This window comes from Niabella terrae (assembly GCF_054783135.1).
This window is the reverse complement of the sequence record NZ_BAAGRD010000008.1, coordinates 777,357-794,486: the sequence shown is the minus strand read 5'-3', so window position 1 is coordinate 794,486 and position 17,130 is coordinate 777,357. Positions and strand designations below refer to the sequence as shown.

Below are 17,130 nucleotides of genomic sequence, written 5' to 3'. Positions count from 1 at the left end.
CGGGTTTTTTCTTTAGGGCAGGCAGTATCTTATTTTTTCGTAAAGATATAGACTTCCCGACCTGCATCCGTCTTACGTTGCCAGGTCATCCGGGAAAAGGATCCCACCAGGTTTTCCTGAATACTGAACTGGACACCGTCGTAGACTACCGACTTGGTAGAACTGAATCCGTATGGAGTGGCGATGGTCGGATTATCTGTACCCTGGCTATTATAGTAGTGTACTTTATCATCACTCTGGAATTTAGCGTAAGCGGTTTCCCGTGTCAGGCTATCGGAAGTGATAGGCTCACTGGCATTGGCCAGAAATATCTGGTGAACGACTTCCCATTTATGGGATTTTGCCACATTATTGATGGCATCAATTCCCAGTCCTTCAGCGGTCTTTTTACAGGAGGTGAATAACATAATCATAGCAACGGCCCCGGTCATAAGAACGGACATTTGTTTCATCTTCGTACTTTTTGTGATTTAAATTTAATTGATTGAATATTAAATGTCAGTAGTTGCCATTCAACCTGCTGACGGATTAGCAGCAAGTGTCTGGCTATTTCAAAATTCCGGCGGATTATCCGGATTACTCTTTGATTTAACAAGTAGTATGCCAAACCCGAATGCGGCAGGCTTTTTCTCTGCCTGAATATTGTTTTAAAACTCGAAGCGTAAAACCCACGCATCGACACCTGTAAGGTATGTAAACGACCGTTTTGCGAATAGAATTAAGCTTCGTACTTTTGTATCGTTAATAAGACTTAAAAACCTCGTAAGGGACTTGCGAGTACACGTGTGGAGCGATAGTAAGACTTCTAACTCCTCGGAGCAGAAAGCAAATTGCTGTGAAGCACGAAGCCCAACCATCAGTTTTGCGATGGGCGGGCAGTTCACATTTGCAAAATGCTTGAAAACACAGATACCCGGACAGGGGAAGCTGCGGAACTGCTCACCGAATATGCGGAGTTATGCCAGCTCATTGTCTGGAATGATGAAGTGAATACTTTCGACTGGGTTATTGAAACCCTGATGGAAGTTTGCGGGCACAGTTTTGAACAGGCAGAACAATGCGCCTATATCATTCATTTCAAAGGCAAATACGCAGTAAAAGAAGGCGAATTCGATGAACTCAAACCGATGTGTGAAGCCATCCTTGAAAGAGGCATCAACGCCACCATTGAGGCGACCGTTTCCTAAATCTTATCCCATTTGCAATGGCAATCTTTGCCCTGGATGACGCTACTACCCAATTTCCTCCTGTAGACCAGGCAGAACCTGACGGCCTGCTGGCCATCGGTGGTGACCTATCTTCTGAAAGATTACTCAGTGCTTACCGCAGCGGCATTTTCCCCTGGTACAGCGAACCGCCGATTCTCTGGTGGTGCCCTAATCCTCGTTTTGTCCTGTTTCCCAGGGATTTAAAAATCAGCAAAAGTCTGCGTCCCCTGCTCAACCGACAAGCTTTCCGTTTTACGACCAATACGGCTTTCGCGTCTGTAATCCGGCATTGTCAGACGGTGGAACGGCCTGGGGCGCCCGGTACCTGGATCAGTGAAGAACTGATCGCCGCCTATCTGAAGCTCCACCAGTTGGGCTGGGCACATAGTGCTGAAGTCTGGCAGGAAGATCAGCTGGTGGGCGGGCTCTATGGCCTGCGGCTGGGACGGGTATTTTTTGGTGAAAGTATGTTCAGTCTCCGGTCTAATGCTTCCAAGTATGCTTTTACCAAGTACGTGGCGTTGCTGAGAACAGAAGGGGTTGAACTGATCGATTGTCAGGTATATTCCCAGTACCTGGAAAGCCTGGGTGCCGTCATGGTGGATGGCGGGGAATTTGACCAACTACTGAAAAAATGGGTGCCGGAGCCGGTTAGAACCGGGTATTGAGTACCTGGGGCAGCATGTCCCGCCAGGTAGGCCAGTCATGGGGGTATCCCGGTCCCCAGTTTTCAAAAGTATAGGGGATGCCCTTGTTATAAAGTATTTTGGCAAATTCCCCTCCGGCCTGAGGATCCTCATAAGCCCCGCTTCCGGTTAGGATATGTATATGGCTGCTGCGCCGGATGGATTCCAGCAATTCGTGATCTGTCAGATTCGGCATATAATGCACCGGGCTGTTGAAGTATACGTTATCGTCCATATAACCCTCGCTATAATAGGTCAGATCATACACCCCACTCATGGCGATAACACCATTGATCAGGTCCGGGCGTTTTAAAAACAGGTTCATACCATGCAGCGCGCCAAAGGAAGCACCCGCCAGGATGATGGGCGTTTCAGGACTGGTCGTATTGCGGATATAAGGAACGACCTCCTCATAAATATAAGTATTCCATTGCTGATGACGCTGCGACCGATCCCAGGCGGATATCGACTTAGACATCCAGCTCTCATTATTGACACTGTTCACCGAAAAAACCTTGATTTTCCCATCATCGATAAATGGTGCCAATGAATCAATCAGTTGAAAGCGTTCATATTCAAGATAATCGGCGGCAGCAGTTGGTAGCAGCAACAGGGCAAAACCATAATAGCCATAGGACACGACGGGCATTTCCTTATTCAGTGCCGGGCTGTACCAACCAAAAATATCCCTGTTCATATCAATGTTTTGACTAATATACGCAAATAATCCTAACAGCGGCCGTCGGGAATCCCCACAGATCCGGTAATAACGGGCTTTGTGCAGGCATCGCCATCCCCCTGAAAAACAGGGGTGCTGACCGGCCCTGAAAAACATAATTTTTCACCGATAATCTATAAGTTCCAGTTTATCAGTCGCTCAATATTGCCAACCAAAGTTTCTCACATCCTGTGCATAAGAACTTTGGATTTTTTCTCCTTTATTAAATTAATTTGTATGGCAATTGTAAATGTGGAAGTAACAATTGCTTCATCAGAACATGTGAATAAGGGGGTATTGACCAAACGGCCAATGAGAAGACCGGACACAGATTCTTAAACATTAAACTTTTTTAAAAGAAGTCAGAAATAGCTGATAGCCAACTATTTAACAGATAGTACGGTGGGCTTTTTGTCGCTTCTTTATTTTGATAAAACTTATTTCGTAAATATTTTAGCCATGGGACTTTTTGACAAGAGAATTAATTATAAACCTTTTGAATATCCGGAAGTATTAAAATTTACCAGTGCGATCAACAAATCTTTCTGGGTACATTCCGAAGTAGATTTCACCGCAGATACCCAGGATTTTCACAGCCACCTGACCGCCTCCGAGCGCAATGCGGTAAAAAGGGCACTGCTGGCCATTGCCCAGATCGAAGTCGCTGTTAAATCCTTCTGGGGAAATTTATACAATCACCTGCCCAAGCCCGAACTGAATGGTCTGGGCAGCACTTTTGCAGAATGCGAATTCCGCCACAGCGAAGCCTATTCCCGGCTGGTGGAGGTATTGGGTTACAATGACGAATTTCAGAAACTGATTGAAGTACCGGTGATTAAACAACGGATAGAATACCTGTCGCAGGCGTTGAAGAATACCAAATCCAATGACAAGCAGGAGTACAGTATGGCCCTGATTCTTTTTACGATCCTGATTGAAAACGTATCCCTGTTCAGCCAGTTCGCGATCATCCTTTCCTTCACCCGTTTCAAAGGCTGGATGAAAAATGTCAGTAATATCATTGCCTGGACTTCGGTAGACGAACAGATCCATGCCAATGCAGGCATCTACCTGATCAACAAGATCCGGGAAGAATATCCCGAAGTACTGAACGAAGCGGCGCTTTCCCGTATCACCGATATGGTCAAAGATTCAATCGAAATCGAAGAACAGATACTGGACTGGATATTTGAAGAAGGGGACGTAGATATACTGAGTAAAAAAGACCTCGCGAATTTTATCAAATTCCGTGTGGATGAGAGCCTGAATAAAATCGGCCTGCCCTCGCAGTATTTTATTAGTGCAGAACAATACCGGCCGATGCGCTGGTTTGAGGAAGAGGTCTTCGCCAACAGCCTGGATGATTTCTTTGCCAAACGCCCGGTGGATTATACCAAGCATGATAAAAGTATCACGGCGGACGACTTGTTTTAGTCCCCGGAAACTGCATCCAGCGTGGGATTCACGGCCCGGACAGGCTCCTTTGGCCTGTCATGAAAAAACGAACTTGCCAAACAATTTACATACAAACCTGTTAAAACCTTTATTAAAATGGAAGTAATGGACCCAATGATACAGCAGACGCCCATCACTGAAAAAATGTGGTGGAAGAATGAAGAAAGCGAACAAATTTTAAACCGTGGTTATTTACTGAAAGGGGAAACCGTGGAAGGAGCGATAGAACGTGTCTGCGCTGCGGCCGCACAGCGTTTGTATAAACCGGAACTGAAGGAAGCCTTTATGGAGATGGTAGAAAGGGGCTGGATGAGTCTGAGTTCACCAATCTGGGCGAATATGGGCACCGAAAGAGGTTTGCCGATTTCCTGCTTCAATGTCCATGTTCCGGATCATATAGAAGGCATTACCCATAAACTGGGAGAAGTTATCATGCAGACAAAGATTGGTGGTGGTACTTCAGCATATTTCGGAGACCTCAGGGGCAGAGGTAGTTCGGTAACCGATAATGGAAAAAGCAGTGGTGCGGTGAGCTTTATGCGGTTGTTTGACACGGCGATGGACACTATTTCCCAGGGAGGTGTCCGGCGGGGCGCTTTTGCCGCCTACCTCGATATCGACCATCCGGATATTGAAGAGTTTTTACAGATCAAAAATATCGGCCATCCGATCCAGAACCTGTTTTTCGGCGTCTGTGTACCGGATTACTGGATGCAGGATATGGTTGATGGTGACAAACAAAAAAGAGAGATCTGGGCGAAACTGCTCGAAAGCCGTCAGCAAAAAGGGTTGCCTTATATTTTCTTCTCGGACAATGTCAATCGCAACAAACCTCAGGTATATAAGGACCTTAATTATAAGATCAACGCCAGCAATCTTTGTTCTGAAATTATGTTGCCTTCCTCTGCGGACGAATCCTTTATTTGCTGTCTGTCTTCCATGAACCTGGAATTATATGACGAGTGGAAGGATACCGATGCCGTAAGACTGGCCATTTTCTTCCTGGATGCTGTACTGCAGGAATTTATCAATAAGACCGAGGGCAACCATTACCTGGCCAGTGCCAACCGTTTTGCTAAAAACCACCGGGCCCTGGGCCTCGGGGTATTGGGATGGCATTCTTACCTCCAAAGGAATATGATTCCCTTCGAAGGTCTGAAAGCCAAACAACTCACCAATTCGATTTTTGCGGATATCCAGGAAAAAGCGGATAAGGCGACCGTCGATCTGGCCCGTATTTATGGCGAACCGGAAGTACTCAAAGGCTATGGCCGGCGCAATACAACATTAATGGCGATAGCGCCCACGACTTCTTCTTCTGCTATCCTGGGACAGACTTCGCCGGGGATAGAACCTTTCAGCAGCAACTATTATAAAGCAGGGCTGGCCAAGGGCAATTTCATGCGGCAGAACAAATACTTAAAACAACTCCTGGAACACAAGGGAATGGACAATGAAGATACCTGGCGCAGCATCATGCTGAACCACGGCAGCGTTCAACAACTGGAAGGATTGACCCAGGAAGAAAAAGCGGTGTTCAAGACTTTCAAGGAAATCAGTCAACTGGAGATCATCCAGCAGGCAGCCATCCGCCAGCAGTTTGTGGATCAGTCGCAGAGCCTGAACCTGAATATTCCCAGTAACCTGCCCATTAAGGATGTCAACAAACTCATGATCGAAGCCTGGCAGCAGGGTGTCAAGACCCTGTACTACCAACGCAGCCAGAGCGTCAGCAAGGAGCTGGTAACCAGTCTGGTGACCTGCACCAGTTGCGAAGCATAGCATTTGAACCTGACCCCGGCTCCTGCCGGGGTTTTTTAGGCCCGTTTTCTTTGCTGAAATCCTCATGACCGAAAGGAGCGAAACGGCTATTTTTGCAGCAATATTCAAGTATATGGGGCTTATACAAACAGCAGAAAGGGTTTCTCAGACAGATGCATCCGATAATTATGTGTACCAGCGTTCCCTGCTGGCTTACGATGAGGCAGCAAAACGGGTCTCCGGCAGGGTCCTGGAAATCGGGACGGGCAGTGGTTACGGGGTAGAACTGATGGCCGCCCGAACCGAGGAGTTTGTAACGGTTGATAAATTTGAAAACGCACGGATAGCGGAACTGACCGCCCGGTTCCCTCATATCCGTTTCTTAAAAATGAATATACCGCCCTTTACGGGCATACCGGATAATTATTTTGATTTTGTGATCAGCTTTCAGGTTATCGAGCATATCCCAGCTGACAGCGCTTTTGTCCAGGAAATACACCGGGTCCTCAAACCAGGCGGGCAACTGATCCTGACCACGCCCAATAAGAAAATGTCGCTGACCCGCAACCCCTGGCATATCCGGGAGTATACCATCGCGGCACTACAGCGACTGCTGCTTACCCGTTTTACCGAAGTCAGCAGTCTGGGGGTATTCGGCAATGAAAGGGTGATGGATTATTACGAGCAAAACCGCAAAGCAGTGGCCAGAATTACCCGTTTTGATATCCTGAACCTGCAGTACCGCCTGCCACGCTGGTGTCTTCAGATTCCCTATGACCTGCTGAATCGCTGGAACAGGAAAAAAATGCTTTCCCGCGACCAGCAGTTGGTTGCCGGTATAAAGATGTCAGATTATTATCTGGCAGCGGCCAATGACCAATGCCTGGATCTTTTCTTTATTGCCCGCAAATGAAAATAACACTTAGGCTTCCGGAATGCTCAGCAGCCTAGTACTTCCCGGATGGCCCGGGCTTTAAGCCGGCACTCCTCCCATTCGGCAGCCGGATCACTGTAGATCGTAATACCGCCTCCGGTCTGAAAGGACAGGTACCTGTTTGCTGCTTCATAAAAAATGCTTCGGATCACCACATTAAAATCATAATCTCCATCCGGTCTGATGTATCCGATGGTGCCCGAAAACAATCCCCGGTTACTGCGTTCATATTCCCGGATCAGCCGCATTACGCTGACCTTAGGTGCACCGGTCATCGAACCCATAGGAAAACAGGCCTGGAGGGTATCGGCCAGGCGGGTTCCGGGCTTTAAGCGGCCGGCCACGGTGGAAATCATCTGATGGACCTGCGGAAAACTGTATATCCCGTACAATTCCTCCACCGCCACCGACCCCTCGACGCAGACCCGGGATAAATCATTACGTACCAGGTCTACCACCATCACATTTTCAGCGCGGTCCTTGGCCGATTGCAATAATAGTTGCTGCTCCTGCGCAGGATCTGCCTGCGGGTCCAGACGCGACAGGGTGCCTTTAATGGGCTGGCTGATAATACGGTCGCCCGTCTTTTTAAGGAACCGTTCTGGACTGGCACAAACCAGCCAGCTGTCCCCGTTGCGGTAAAGTCCGGAAAAAGGATTGGGTGAGATCCGGGTGAGCTCCTGATATAAATAGATCGGATCGACCCGGTCCGCCTCCGCAAAAAATTCCTGACAAAAATTTATTTCATAACAATCGCCTCGCCGGATATGGTCCTGAAGTCGAGCGATAATATCAAGGTAGGCTGCTCTGGAAATCCTGGGCTTTATCTCGGTTTTCCATACCGGCGGCTGACTGCTACAGTTGCTTGCCAGTATCTGTTCATAGACATTTTGGGGATCTGCCGCACTGATACGGAGCCGGTCTTCTGCAAGTTCCAGCAATACCTCCGGTTCAAAAAACAGCAAATGTTCAAAGCCTGTCTGGTCCCGATGCATCGGACCAAAAGGTTTGTCAGTAGTATGAAGGTCATAAGACAGGTGGCCAAACAGCCAGCTCGGCTGTTGATCGATAAACGACTGTAACCCTTCCAGGGCATCTGTCGCACCGGAGCGAAAACAACGCTTTACCCCGGCACCTGCCAGCAATTCTCCGGACCCGACCGTATATCCGGCACTGTCCAGAAAAGAAAAAGTGTCGAACCGTCGGAGCCAGTTCAACACTTTTATTTTAAAATGACTGGATTCGCTTATGAGAAAGCTACTGGTCAATTCATGTTGTTTAAACTTTAAAAATCATCGTCTTCATCATCAAAGTCATCCTTTTCGTCACCGAATAAATCATTGAATTCTTCGTCGATTTTAAAATCATCGTCTTCATCCTGGAAGTTTTTTTTACCCCCGCCCGATTTTGACTTTGACCGGGGTATATCAAACTCCTCGAAATCCTTATCCCAATCTTCTTCTTCCTCCGCCTTCTCCCAATCATCCTCTACTTCTTCCAGGTCCTCATCATCCTCTTGAGATCTGGCACCTGCCTTTTTCTTTTTCGCAGGCAGTTCATCCTCATCAAAAAGCGCTTCATCTTCTGCTCCATTTTTCGTCGTTCCGGAAGCAGGTTTCTTAACCGGTTTTCCGTCTTCGCGGGAAAGATCCTTTCCGTCCGCCTTTGATTTATTTGCCTTTGCCATAGCTAAAAAATTATAGTGTAAAATTTGTGCGAACTTTTTAAATCACCAAATTTTTTAAAAGGATTTTTTTGGCATTACAACAGGATCAGTTGTTCCCTTTCAGGCCCATTGGACAGGTACTTTATGGGGATGCCCAAATACGTATTAATATAGGAAATGTACTGTTGCGTTTTCTCAGGCAGGCCGGCATAATCTTTAACCTTGTTAATGGCGGTATTCCAGCCCGGCTGACTGCTGTAAACGGGTACATAATGGTCCAGATCCAACCGAAGGGGGATTTCAGTTATTTCTTCGCCCGCTTTGCTGTATGCGACACAGACTTCAAGCTGCTCAAACTTATCCAGTACATCCGCCTTGGTCATGACGATTTTAGTAACGCCATTGAGCATGCAAGCATACTTTAAAGCTACCAGGTCGATCCAGCCACATCGGCGGGGACGGCCCGTCGTCGCACCGTATTCATTGCCTTCGTCCCGTAATTTCTGCCCTTCGGCATTTTCCAATTCGGTGGGGAAAGGGCCGCTACCTACCCGTGTACAATAAGCTTTGGTAATACCGATTACTTCTTTTATATGCTGGGGGGCGATGCCCAGTCCGCTGCAAACGCCGGAACTGATCGTATTGGAGGAGGTTACGAACGGAAAGGTTCCGAAGTCTACGTCCAGCATACTACCCTGGGCGCCTTCTGCAAGTATGGTTTTACCCTCCTGAATCAACTTATTAATGAAGTATTCTCCATTGACAATATTGAGTTCTTTCAGAAATTCAATGGCCTCAAAAAATGCTTTTTCATCGGCGCTGATATCTTCGGTAAAATGATAGGTATTCAGCAGGACCATATGCTTCTGGTAAAGGTGGCTGTAGAGATCCCTGAAGTCTTCCCGCAGAATATCGCCAACCCGCAACGCATTCCTGCCGGTCTTGTCCATATAAGCGGGTCCGATACCTTTCAGGGTAGAGCCGATTTTTCCCTTGCCTTTGGATTGTTCGGACGCTTTATCCAGTGCCCGGTGGGTAGGCAGGATCAGGTGGGTACGTTCGGAAATAAACAGGTTTTTCTTAACATCAATGCCAAAGGCCGCCACATTATCACATTCCCTTTTCAGGGTAATGGGATCCAGTACAACGCCATTACCGATGATATTAATTTTGCCCTCATGAAATATTCCTGAGGGAATCTGATGCAATACCAGTTTTTTACCGTCCTTATACAAAGTGTGTCCCGCATTCGGGCCGCCCTGAAAGCGGGCAATCACATCATAATCATTTGCAAAATAGTCTACAATTTTCCCTTTCCCCTCGTCACCCCATTGCAGCCCCAGAATTACATCTACCATTATTATTTTTGATTTTTGATAAAAATTATATCGACGTGCAAAAATAAGGTTTCAGCGTCCGAAAAAATGAAAACAGGAAAAAAAGCAGGGTGATTGCAGCTGGTTGCCGGCTTATCCTTCTGAAGCCAATCGGGACAGTACTACGCTCAGACAACCGGGCCGGCAGGAACCTGGAGCAATTCCCGGAGCATGGCGATGGTTGTATCTATTTCAGCCTTGGTATTATGCCGGCAAAATGAAAAGCGGATGGCCGTTTTTCCAGGGTCCGGACAGATGGCCTGGATGACATGCGATCCCTGGCTGGCGCCGCTGCTGCAGGCACTTCCCCCGGATACGCAAATATTATGGATATCCAGATTGAACAGGAGCATTTCTGATCGTTCATTGGCTGGAAAACAGGCATTCAGGATTGTATACAGGCTACTGCCCTGGTAATCTCCGTTGAAATCCACGCCCGGAATCGCAGCACGCAAGCCGGAAATCATATATTCCTTCAAAGACTGAATATAGGCACGATCTTCCTCATAGCGGTCCATGGCCAGTTCGAGGGCTCTGGCAAAGCCGACGATGCCGTATATATTCTCTGTGCCTGCCCGCATATTGCGTTCCTGACCACCGCCGAAGATGAAAGGCTGGACCGACAGACCACTGCGTACATACAAAATACCGACGCCTTTTGGACCATGAAACTTATGGCCGGCGGCTGAAATAAAATCCACGTCGATATGTTCCAGGTTAATGGGATAATGACCAACCGTCTGGACGCAGTCGGAATGGAAATAAGCGCCGTATTTACGGCAGAGCGCACTGACGGCATTGATGCTTAACAAGTTACCGATTTCGTTATTGGCATGCATCAGGCTGACCAGGGTGCCGCTTTTCGAATTCGCCAGTTGCGCTTCCAGATCTTTCAGGTCAATATGGCCATCCGGAAGTAACCGAACCATGGCGGAACTGATATTTCCTGAGGCATAATGCGATACGGTATGCAGCACCGCATGATGTTCTATGGGTGAAGTAATAATATGGGTACAACCCAGATCACGGATGGCAGCCAGGATCGCAGTATTATTGCTTTCGGTTCCGCCACTGGTGAAAAAAATCTCTCCTGGTCGGGCATGCAACAGGCCTGCCACCGATTTACGGGCCCTTTCTATGGCCAGCCGGGTTTCCCGGCCATAGGAATAGATCGAAGAGGGGTTCCCAAAATGGGTGGTCATATAAGGCAGCATGGCCTCCAGCACCTCGGGGTCGAGGTCCGTAGTTGCCGCATTGTCCAGATAAATTCGCTCCATAGTCAATCCCTTTTTCAAAATGCAAATTTACGGGCTACAATCCTATTGCGCTCATAGGGTGAAAGGCGCCTGGACCAGGCCAGGATCCAAACCTCCCTTGCCGTAGACAGTTGTCGGGCCGGATTCAGTTCCCTTTTCAGGCCTGCATTCCCTCCTTGATGTCCTCCATCAATTTCACGGCAATATGATTGGCCTTTGACTCGAAATCACTTTCGGAATAAATCCGGATGATCGGCTCGGTATTGGAGGTTCGCAGATGTACCCAGTCGTTGTCGAATTCGATTTTCAGGCCGTCCTCCTCATTGATGGGATGTTTGGCATATTTTTTCCGGATACCGGCAAAAATGGAGGAAACATCGGTACCTGCGTCCAGTTCGATTTTGTTTTTGCTGATAAAGTAGTCCGGATAGGTTTTTCTTAAGGACTTTATCGTACCACCCTTACGCGCCAGTTGCGACAGGAACAGTGCGATGCCGATCAGCGCATCCCGGCCATAATGGAAATCAGGCACGATGATACCCCCGTTGCCTTCCCCCCCGATGACCGCATTGGTTTCCTTCATTTTCCGAACCACATTGACTTCCCCTACCGGCGAGGGATGATACTGGCCACCGTGACGCAGGGTCACTTCCTTCAGGGCTTTGGTACTGCTCATATTGCTTACCGTATTGCCAGGTTCTGCGCCCCCTTCTATCAGACGGCTGAGTATATAATCGGCCACCGCCACCAGGGTATATTCCTCGCCGAACATTGTACCGTCTTCACAAACAAAACAAAGCCGGTCCACATCCGGGTCCACGGCGATACCCAGGTCCGCTTTCTCTTTCAGGACCACATTACTCAGTTCTGTAAGGTGATGAGGTAAGGGTTCGGGATTATGGGCAAAATTGCCGGAGATCTCGCCATTGAGAACCAGTACATCGGTTACGCCCAGGGCCTTCAGGAGTGCAGGCACGAAAATAGCGCCTGTCGAATTAATGGCGTCTACAACGACCTTAAATTTTCGCGCTGCTATCGCCTCCCGATCTACCAGGGCATAGGCCAATATGGCATCGATATGCTTCTGAAGATAACTGTCATCGGCGATGGTTTTGCCTAATTTATCTACCGGCGCAAACTCAAAGTCTTCTGCTTCAGCGATCTTCAACAGGGCTTCGCCGGCTTCGGCAGAAATAAACTCCCCTTTTTCATTGAGCAGCTTGAGCGCATTCCATTCTCTGGGATTGTGGCTGGCTGTCAGGATGATACCGCCGTCGGCCTGCTCCAGCGGTACGGCGATCTCAACTGTCGGCGTGGTACTTAGTCCCAGATCAACTACCTGGATACCCATTGCGTTCAGGGTGGCCTGTACCAACTGGCTTACCAGCGCACCGCTGATCCGGCCGTCCCGGCCTATGACCACTTTGAAGGGGCCTTTTTTATCTTTCTTTAAAATCGTTGCATAGGCTGCCGTGAATTTGACCACATCCACAGGAGAAAGGGTTGTCGCCGGTTTTCCGCCAATGGTTCCACGTATTCCGGAAATACTTTTAATTAATGCCATTTGATAGTTTAATTTTTATTTTCAAGGGAAAAAAAATACCGACAGCGCACGATCTTTCGGGGTGGATCACACGGTCAGACTGGGGGAAATAACGGTATGCTTTGTATTGATGTCAATGCTTTCCGTTTTCACGCCGCAAATATACTAAATATAGTTTTTCGAAAGGTTTGCGAAGGCAACAATTGGCAGATTACTGTTTGTAGCTCCGGCTATGTAAAAAGTGTTTTCGACTGCAACTCAGCGCTGTTTATTGTTAACCAGCAAATACTGGGCGGTCTGGTAAAAAGCATCGGTCAATTGTTCCAGATGGGTCGCGACACTGTCTAGCTGGGTTTGGGTATACTGCGGCGGATGAAAACTGGCGGGTACCAGTTCCTTTTCGGCAAAATCCAGACTTTTAATAAAATAAAAATCATTGGTTACCATACCGATCTTCCCGGAGGTATTGGTAATAAAGGCCAGGTCATTTTTCTTGTCCGGGTCCAGGACATCCCGCCCCAGGGTGTAATTTTCATAAGGTTTGGCCAGCAGGCCGGCAATGGTCGGCAGGACATCTATTTGTGACACCGTTTCCGTATGGAGCGCCGGTTCCAGAATATAAGGCGCATAGAAAAGCAGTGGTACATGTTCATCGGTAAGACGCTGCTCCGTCCATGACCTGGGATAAAACTGCAGGGCGTCACCGGCTACCCCATGGTCCCCCACGAATACAAAAATGGTATTGTGAAAGTATTTTTCCCTGGTAGCCGCTTCCATGAATTTACGGAAACAATAGTCAGCATATCGAAAGGAATTAAATTCCTGTTCTGATTCGAATCCATATTTCTTCAGGGTATCCTTTTCCAGTAATTGCCTATCAAAGTCCGTATCTGTGGGGGGTATGGTATAAGGCCGGTGATTATTGGAAGTCTGTACGATGGCGAAAAAGGGCTGCTGCTCTTTTTTGAATGTCTCATTGGCCGCATAAAAAAGATCCTTGTCACTGATCCCCCAGACATTGATATTCGGCGCACGAATATTTTTTTCGGTGTGGATCTGCAGGTCCCTGATATTGCGTAACAAACCTTCAAAATTATTGAACTGCGGATCGCCTCCGAGGAAATAATGCCGGCTATAACCTTCCAGTTGATTGATAATGGTCTGCTGGTTGATGGCCGAAGGGTTCCGGGTTGAAAACTTAAACATCTGGACATCCGGGGTTCCCGTAATCGTGGCAAAAAGTCCCCTGGCCGTTGAAAAATGCGGCGAGAAGCAACGTTGAAAAAATATCCCCTTTCGGCAGAGCGAGTCAAAAAAAGGCGTGGTATTCAGCGGGTTCCCACTCATACTGCTCTTGTACATACTGAAAGACTCACAGAGCACCAATACGATATTCGGTTCGCTTTCCAGCGCACCGCTTCGGGGCGCTACCGATCTTTTAAAATTAAAAACCTCCTTGTTGGACAACTGCAGCAGGTTGGCCATGGTAGTAAAGGATTTCCGGGCCTGGTTTTCGTTATACACGGGTTGCCGCAGGCGCATGGTGGCAAAAAAGTTCTGCAGCGGATTCAGGGCCAGATAGGTCTTGAAACTATCTTTCAGCGCAAAGGAATCCCGCCACATCAGGGGATGAACGGAAATCCGCCCCCAGGCAAAAATACCGAGCAACAACGCAGCCACCAGAAAAGGTGCCTGACGGTGTTGAATCGCTTTTCCTTCCGTATTGATAATTACCCGCCAATGGCTTTTATCCAGGGCCCATCTTACGGAAATGATGGCACATACCAGCCCGATCGTGATCCAGATGAGGGGGTAAGTCTGCCAGATCATATGCAATGAAATGCCCGGGTCTTCCACAAAATTCATGGCACCGGCATCCAGCCGGGTTTCATTATAGGAAAAACTGACAAAATCTGCGATAAAAAAGAAAAAAACAATAAATACGATCAGGGCCAGGTACCAGGTCCAGATTTTTTTCATCCGGGAAGAATAAAAGGGCGACCAGGCGGGTTTGATGCTGGCCAGAACAATCGGCAGCAGCAGAAAGGAAATCCACCGCAGGTCAAACTGGATGCCCAGCAGAAAGGCAGACAGACAGTCCGGGAAACTGAGGGTGCTGGGACGGAAAGCGAAAAAAGTGGCCAGCCGGAACAGGGTAAAGAGCAGGAACTGAACGATCATGATATTCATGACCCATAAAATGGTCTTGGGTATTTGAAAGCGTTTCAGCACAGGCAAACTTAGGTAATTTCCATATGCTAAACATAAACAGTTCTGCGCCATAGACTTGTCGTTGAATTTATGGAAATACCGGGCCAGGAATTCCCCGCCAGATTAGTCGGCTGGGAATGCTATTTTTGCAGCCTTATGCCTGCATCTTTATATATCGCCCTGCCGGACTGGCTGGTAAAAGCGGACCGCTGGCTCTTTGAACTGATCAATGTAAAATCGGCCCTGCCCCTGCTGGACACGCTGCTGCCTGCCCTGAGAAATGCATTCTTCTGGGGCCCCCTTTACCTTTTTATTGTGGCATTTGTGATCCGGAATTTTAAAAAGAACGGCTGGTGGTGGCTGGCCCTGGTCCTGGCAACCGTGGCCTGTACGGACATTGTAGGCGCCCGGATTTTTAAGGAAAGCTTTGAACGGCTGCGTCCCTGTAATGATCCTGAAATGATCGGCCATATACGGATGGTACTGGGGCGCTGCAGCGGAGGGTTCAGTTTTGTTTCCAACCATGCCATCAACCATTTCGGCATTGCCGCCTTTGTATTTATTACATTCAGGCCCTTTTTCAAACAGGCGGGGTGGCTTTTTGTCTGGGCAGCTGTCATCAGCCTGGCACAGATTTATGTTGGGGTACACTATCCTTTCGATGTGCTTGCCGGCACCTTGTTGGGACTACTCATCGGGACCCTGGGCGGGAAGCTCTTTAATAAGCGATTTGGATTTCTTATCTTCGGGAAGCAATCAATAGATTCACAATAAATGGAGTTATTAATAATAGCCCTCTTGATACTACTCAATGGCTTATTTTCTATGGCGGAAATCGCATTGGTATCCGCCCGTAAAGCAAGACTTGAAGCACAGGCAAATAAAGGTGACAAAAAAGCGGCAGAAGCATTAAAATTAGCTAACCACCCGGATCACTTCCTTTCGACTGTACAGATTGGCATTACCCTTATCGGTATCCTCACTGGTTTGTATTCCGGGGACAAGATAACCGGCAGTATAGAAATATATATTCAGAAGATTCCTGCACTGGCGCCCTATAGCGGTCCCATTGCAACAGCTGTTGTACTGATCATTATTACCTATTTTTCCCTGGTATTCGGCGAACTGGTACCCAAACGTATCGGTTTGGCGGCGCCTGAGAAAATCGCCAAGTTTGTGGCGGCTCCGATGCGGGTCGTCAGCTGGATTACTTTCCCTTTTATATGGTTATTAACCAAATCCAGTGGGCTGATTACCAAACTCTTCAATATCCGGACCGATAATTCTCAAGTAACGGAAGAGGAAATCAAGGCCATTATCAATGAAGGTACCGAACAGGGCACCCTGGAAGAAACCGAGCAGGAAATCATAGAAAGGGTTTTTCACCTCAGCGACCGGACCATCACTTCACTGATGACCCATCGAAGCGATATCATCTGGTTCAGTATCAATGATACCGAGGAAGCCATCCGAGAAAAAATACTCAAGGATACCCATTCCATTTATCCTATCTGTGATGGAGAACTGGATGACCTCAAGGGGGTTATATCCCTCAAAGACCTGTATACCAATAAGGACAATGTCCCCTTCAGGGAACTGATGCGACCGGCGCTATTCGTACCAGACAATAATACAGCCTTTAAGGTGATGGAAAAATTTAAGGAATCCCAGCTGCATTCCTGCTTTATTGTGGATGAGTATGGCAGTATTCTGGGCATGATCACCCTGAAGGACATTCTGGAAGCGATTATTGGTGATATGCCAGAGGATGACGATGACGAGTATGAAGTGATCCGCCGGGAAGATGGCAGTTTCCTGGTAGATGGTCAACTACCCTTCTATGATTTTCTTTCCTATTTCGATAAGGCCGAATGGATGAATGAGGGCGAACAGGAATTTGATACCATCGCAGGGTTCATCCTGCACAAACTCAAACGTATACCCGGACCTTCTGATAAACTGGAATGGAACGGATTTGCATTTGAAATCATCGATATGGACGGGCATAGAATCGATAAGGTACTGGTAAATATCAGTGATCAGATCCGGGAGGAAATGGATCAGTAAATCCTGCCTACTTTCTGTTCCCCCGGATTTCCCCGTAGCGCCTACTAGTTGCCATATGGCAAATCCCACTGATTCCTCTTCTTTAGCAACCGTCAATGGTTTTTTTCGCGCCTGCTGCAAGCCGCGGGTGGATTGCCTGCAGTTGGAAATGTCTCTGATTTCCGTCATCCGCCCTGATTACTGCCGGTTAAAATATTCTTAGGACCCCGCCTCACATTTGTAGAAGGTCCACAAAAAAGCCGGCACAAG

General features: G+C 47.8%; 15 protein-coding genes. 7 read left to right on the top strand and 8 right to left on the bottom strand.

The window, feature by feature from the left end; translation table 11 throughout:
• Positions 1-29: 29 nt before the first annotated feature.
• The gene (locus ACYVI9_RS11610) at positions 30-452 is read right to left on the bottom strand and encodes a hypothetical protein (protein ID WP_460764735.1); all 423 of its coding nucleotides are present in this window, start codon (positions 450-452) and stop codon (positions 30-32) included.
• 441 nt (positions 453-893) lie between these two features.
• Here ACYVI9_RS11610 and ACYVI9_RS11605 point away from each other — a divergent pair, with 441 nt between their 5' ends.
• A complete protein-coding gene (locus ACYVI9_RS11605) occupies positions 894-1,187 on the top strand; it encodes an ATP-dependent Clp protease adaptor ClpS (RefSeq protein ID WP_460764734.1) in 294 nt (97 codons plus the stop codon).
• Between the two features lie 17 nt (positions 1,188-1,204).
• A complete protein-coding gene (gene aat, locus ACYVI9_RS11600; RefSeq protein WP_460764733.1) occupies positions 1,205-1,876 on the top strand; it encodes a leucyl/phenylalanyl-tRNA--protein transferase in 672 nt (223 codons plus the stop codon).
• Here the strand turns inward: aat and ACYVI9_RS11595 are convergent.
• Positions 1,860-2,591: an esterase family protein gene (locus ACYVI9_RS11595; protein WP_460764732.1), complete on the bottom strand. Its 732-nt coding sequence runs from the start codon at positions 2,589-2,591 to the stop codon at positions 1,860-1,862. The two genes, aat and ACYVI9_RS11595, sit on opposite strands and share 17 nt — an antisense overlap.
• A 480-nt stretch (positions 2,592-3,071) precedes the next feature.
• Between ACYVI9_RS11595 and ACYVI9_RS11590 the strand changes: the two genes are divergently transcribed.
• From ACYVI9_RS11590 to ACYVI9_RS11580, 3 genes are all read left to right on the top strand, one after another.
• Complete coding sequence (locus ACYVI9_RS11590) at positions 3,072-4,046, top strand: ribonucleotide-diphosphate reductase subunit beta (protein ID WP_460764731.1); 975 nt, start codon at positions 3,072-3,074, stop codon at positions 4,044-4,046.
• Between the two features lie 126 nt (positions 4,047-4,172).
• Complete coding sequence (locus tag ACYVI9_RS11585) at positions 4,173-5,849, top strand: ribonucleoside-diphosphate reductase subunit alpha (RefSeq protein ID WP_460764730.1); 1,677 nt, start codon at positions 4,173-4,175, stop codon at positions 5,847-5,849.
• A 112-nt stretch (positions 5,850-5,961) separates the two neighbouring features.
• Positions 5,962-6,741 (top strand): class I SAM-dependent methyltransferase, encoded by a 780-nt coding sequence (locus ACYVI9_RS11580; RefSeq protein WP_460764729.1) that lies wholly within the window; start codon positions 5,962-5,964, stop codon positions 6,739-6,741.
• A 26-nt stretch (positions 6,742-6,767) separates the two neighbouring features.
• Here ACYVI9_RS11580 and ACYVI9_RS11575 read toward each other — a convergent pair whose 3' ends face one another.
• From ACYVI9_RS11575 to ACYVI9_RS11550, 6 genes are all read right to left on the bottom strand, one after another.
• Complete coding sequence (locus tag ACYVI9_RS11575; protein ID WP_460764926.1) at positions 6,768-7,982, bottom strand: anthranilate synthase component I family protein; 1,215 nt, start codon at positions 7,980-7,982, stop codon at positions 6,768-6,770.
• A 65-nt stretch (positions 7,983-8,047) separates the two neighbouring features.
• Positions 8,048-8,449, bottom strand: coding sequence for a hypothetical protein (locus ACYVI9_RS11570; RefSeq protein ID WP_460764728.1), 402 nt, complete (start codon positions 8,447-8,449; stop codon positions 8,048-8,050).
• Between the two features lie 74 nt (positions 8,450-8,523).
• Positions 8,524-9,786: an adenylosuccinate synthase gene (locus ACYVI9_RS11565; protein ID WP_460764726.1), complete on the bottom strand. Its 1,263-nt coding sequence runs from the start codon at positions 9,784-9,786 to the stop codon at positions 8,524-8,526.
• A 146-nt stretch (positions 9,787-9,932) separates the two neighbouring features.
• Positions 9,933-11,081, bottom strand: coding sequence for a cysteine desulfurase family protein (locus ACYVI9_RS11560; protein ID WP_460764724.1), 1,149 nt, complete (start codon positions 11,079-11,081; stop codon positions 9,933-9,935).
• 136 nt (positions 11,082-11,217) lie between these two features.
• Positions 11,218-12,624: a phosphoglucosamine mutase gene (glmM, locus tag ACYVI9_RS11555; RefSeq protein WP_460764721.1), complete on the bottom strand. Its 1,407-nt coding sequence runs from the start codon at positions 12,622-12,624 to the stop codon at positions 11,218-11,220.
• 237 nt (positions 12,625-12,861) lie between these two features.
• Positions 12,862-14,835 carry an LTA synthase family protein gene (locus tag ACYVI9_RS11550; protein ID WP_460764925.1) on the bottom strand — a complete coding sequence of 658 codons (1,974 nt, stop codon included), beginning with the start codon at positions 14,833-14,835 and terminating at the stop codon, positions 12,862-12,864.
• A 135-nt stretch (positions 14,836-14,970) separates the two neighbouring features.
• On the opposite strand from ACYVI9_RS11550, the gene ACYVI9_RS11545 reads away from it, so the two are divergent.
• Positions 14,971-15,588: a phosphatase PAP2 family protein gene (locus ACYVI9_RS11545; protein ID WP_460764719.1), complete on the top strand. Its 618-nt coding sequence runs from the start codon at positions 14,971-14,973 to the stop codon at positions 15,586-15,588.
• Positions 15,589-16,881: a hemolysin family protein gene (locus ACYVI9_RS11540; protein WP_460764717.1), complete on the top strand. Its 1,293-nt coding sequence runs from the start codon at positions 15,589-15,591 to the stop codon at positions 16,879-16,881. It begins immediately after the preceding gene.
• Positions 16,882-17,130 lie beyond the last annotated feature (249 nt).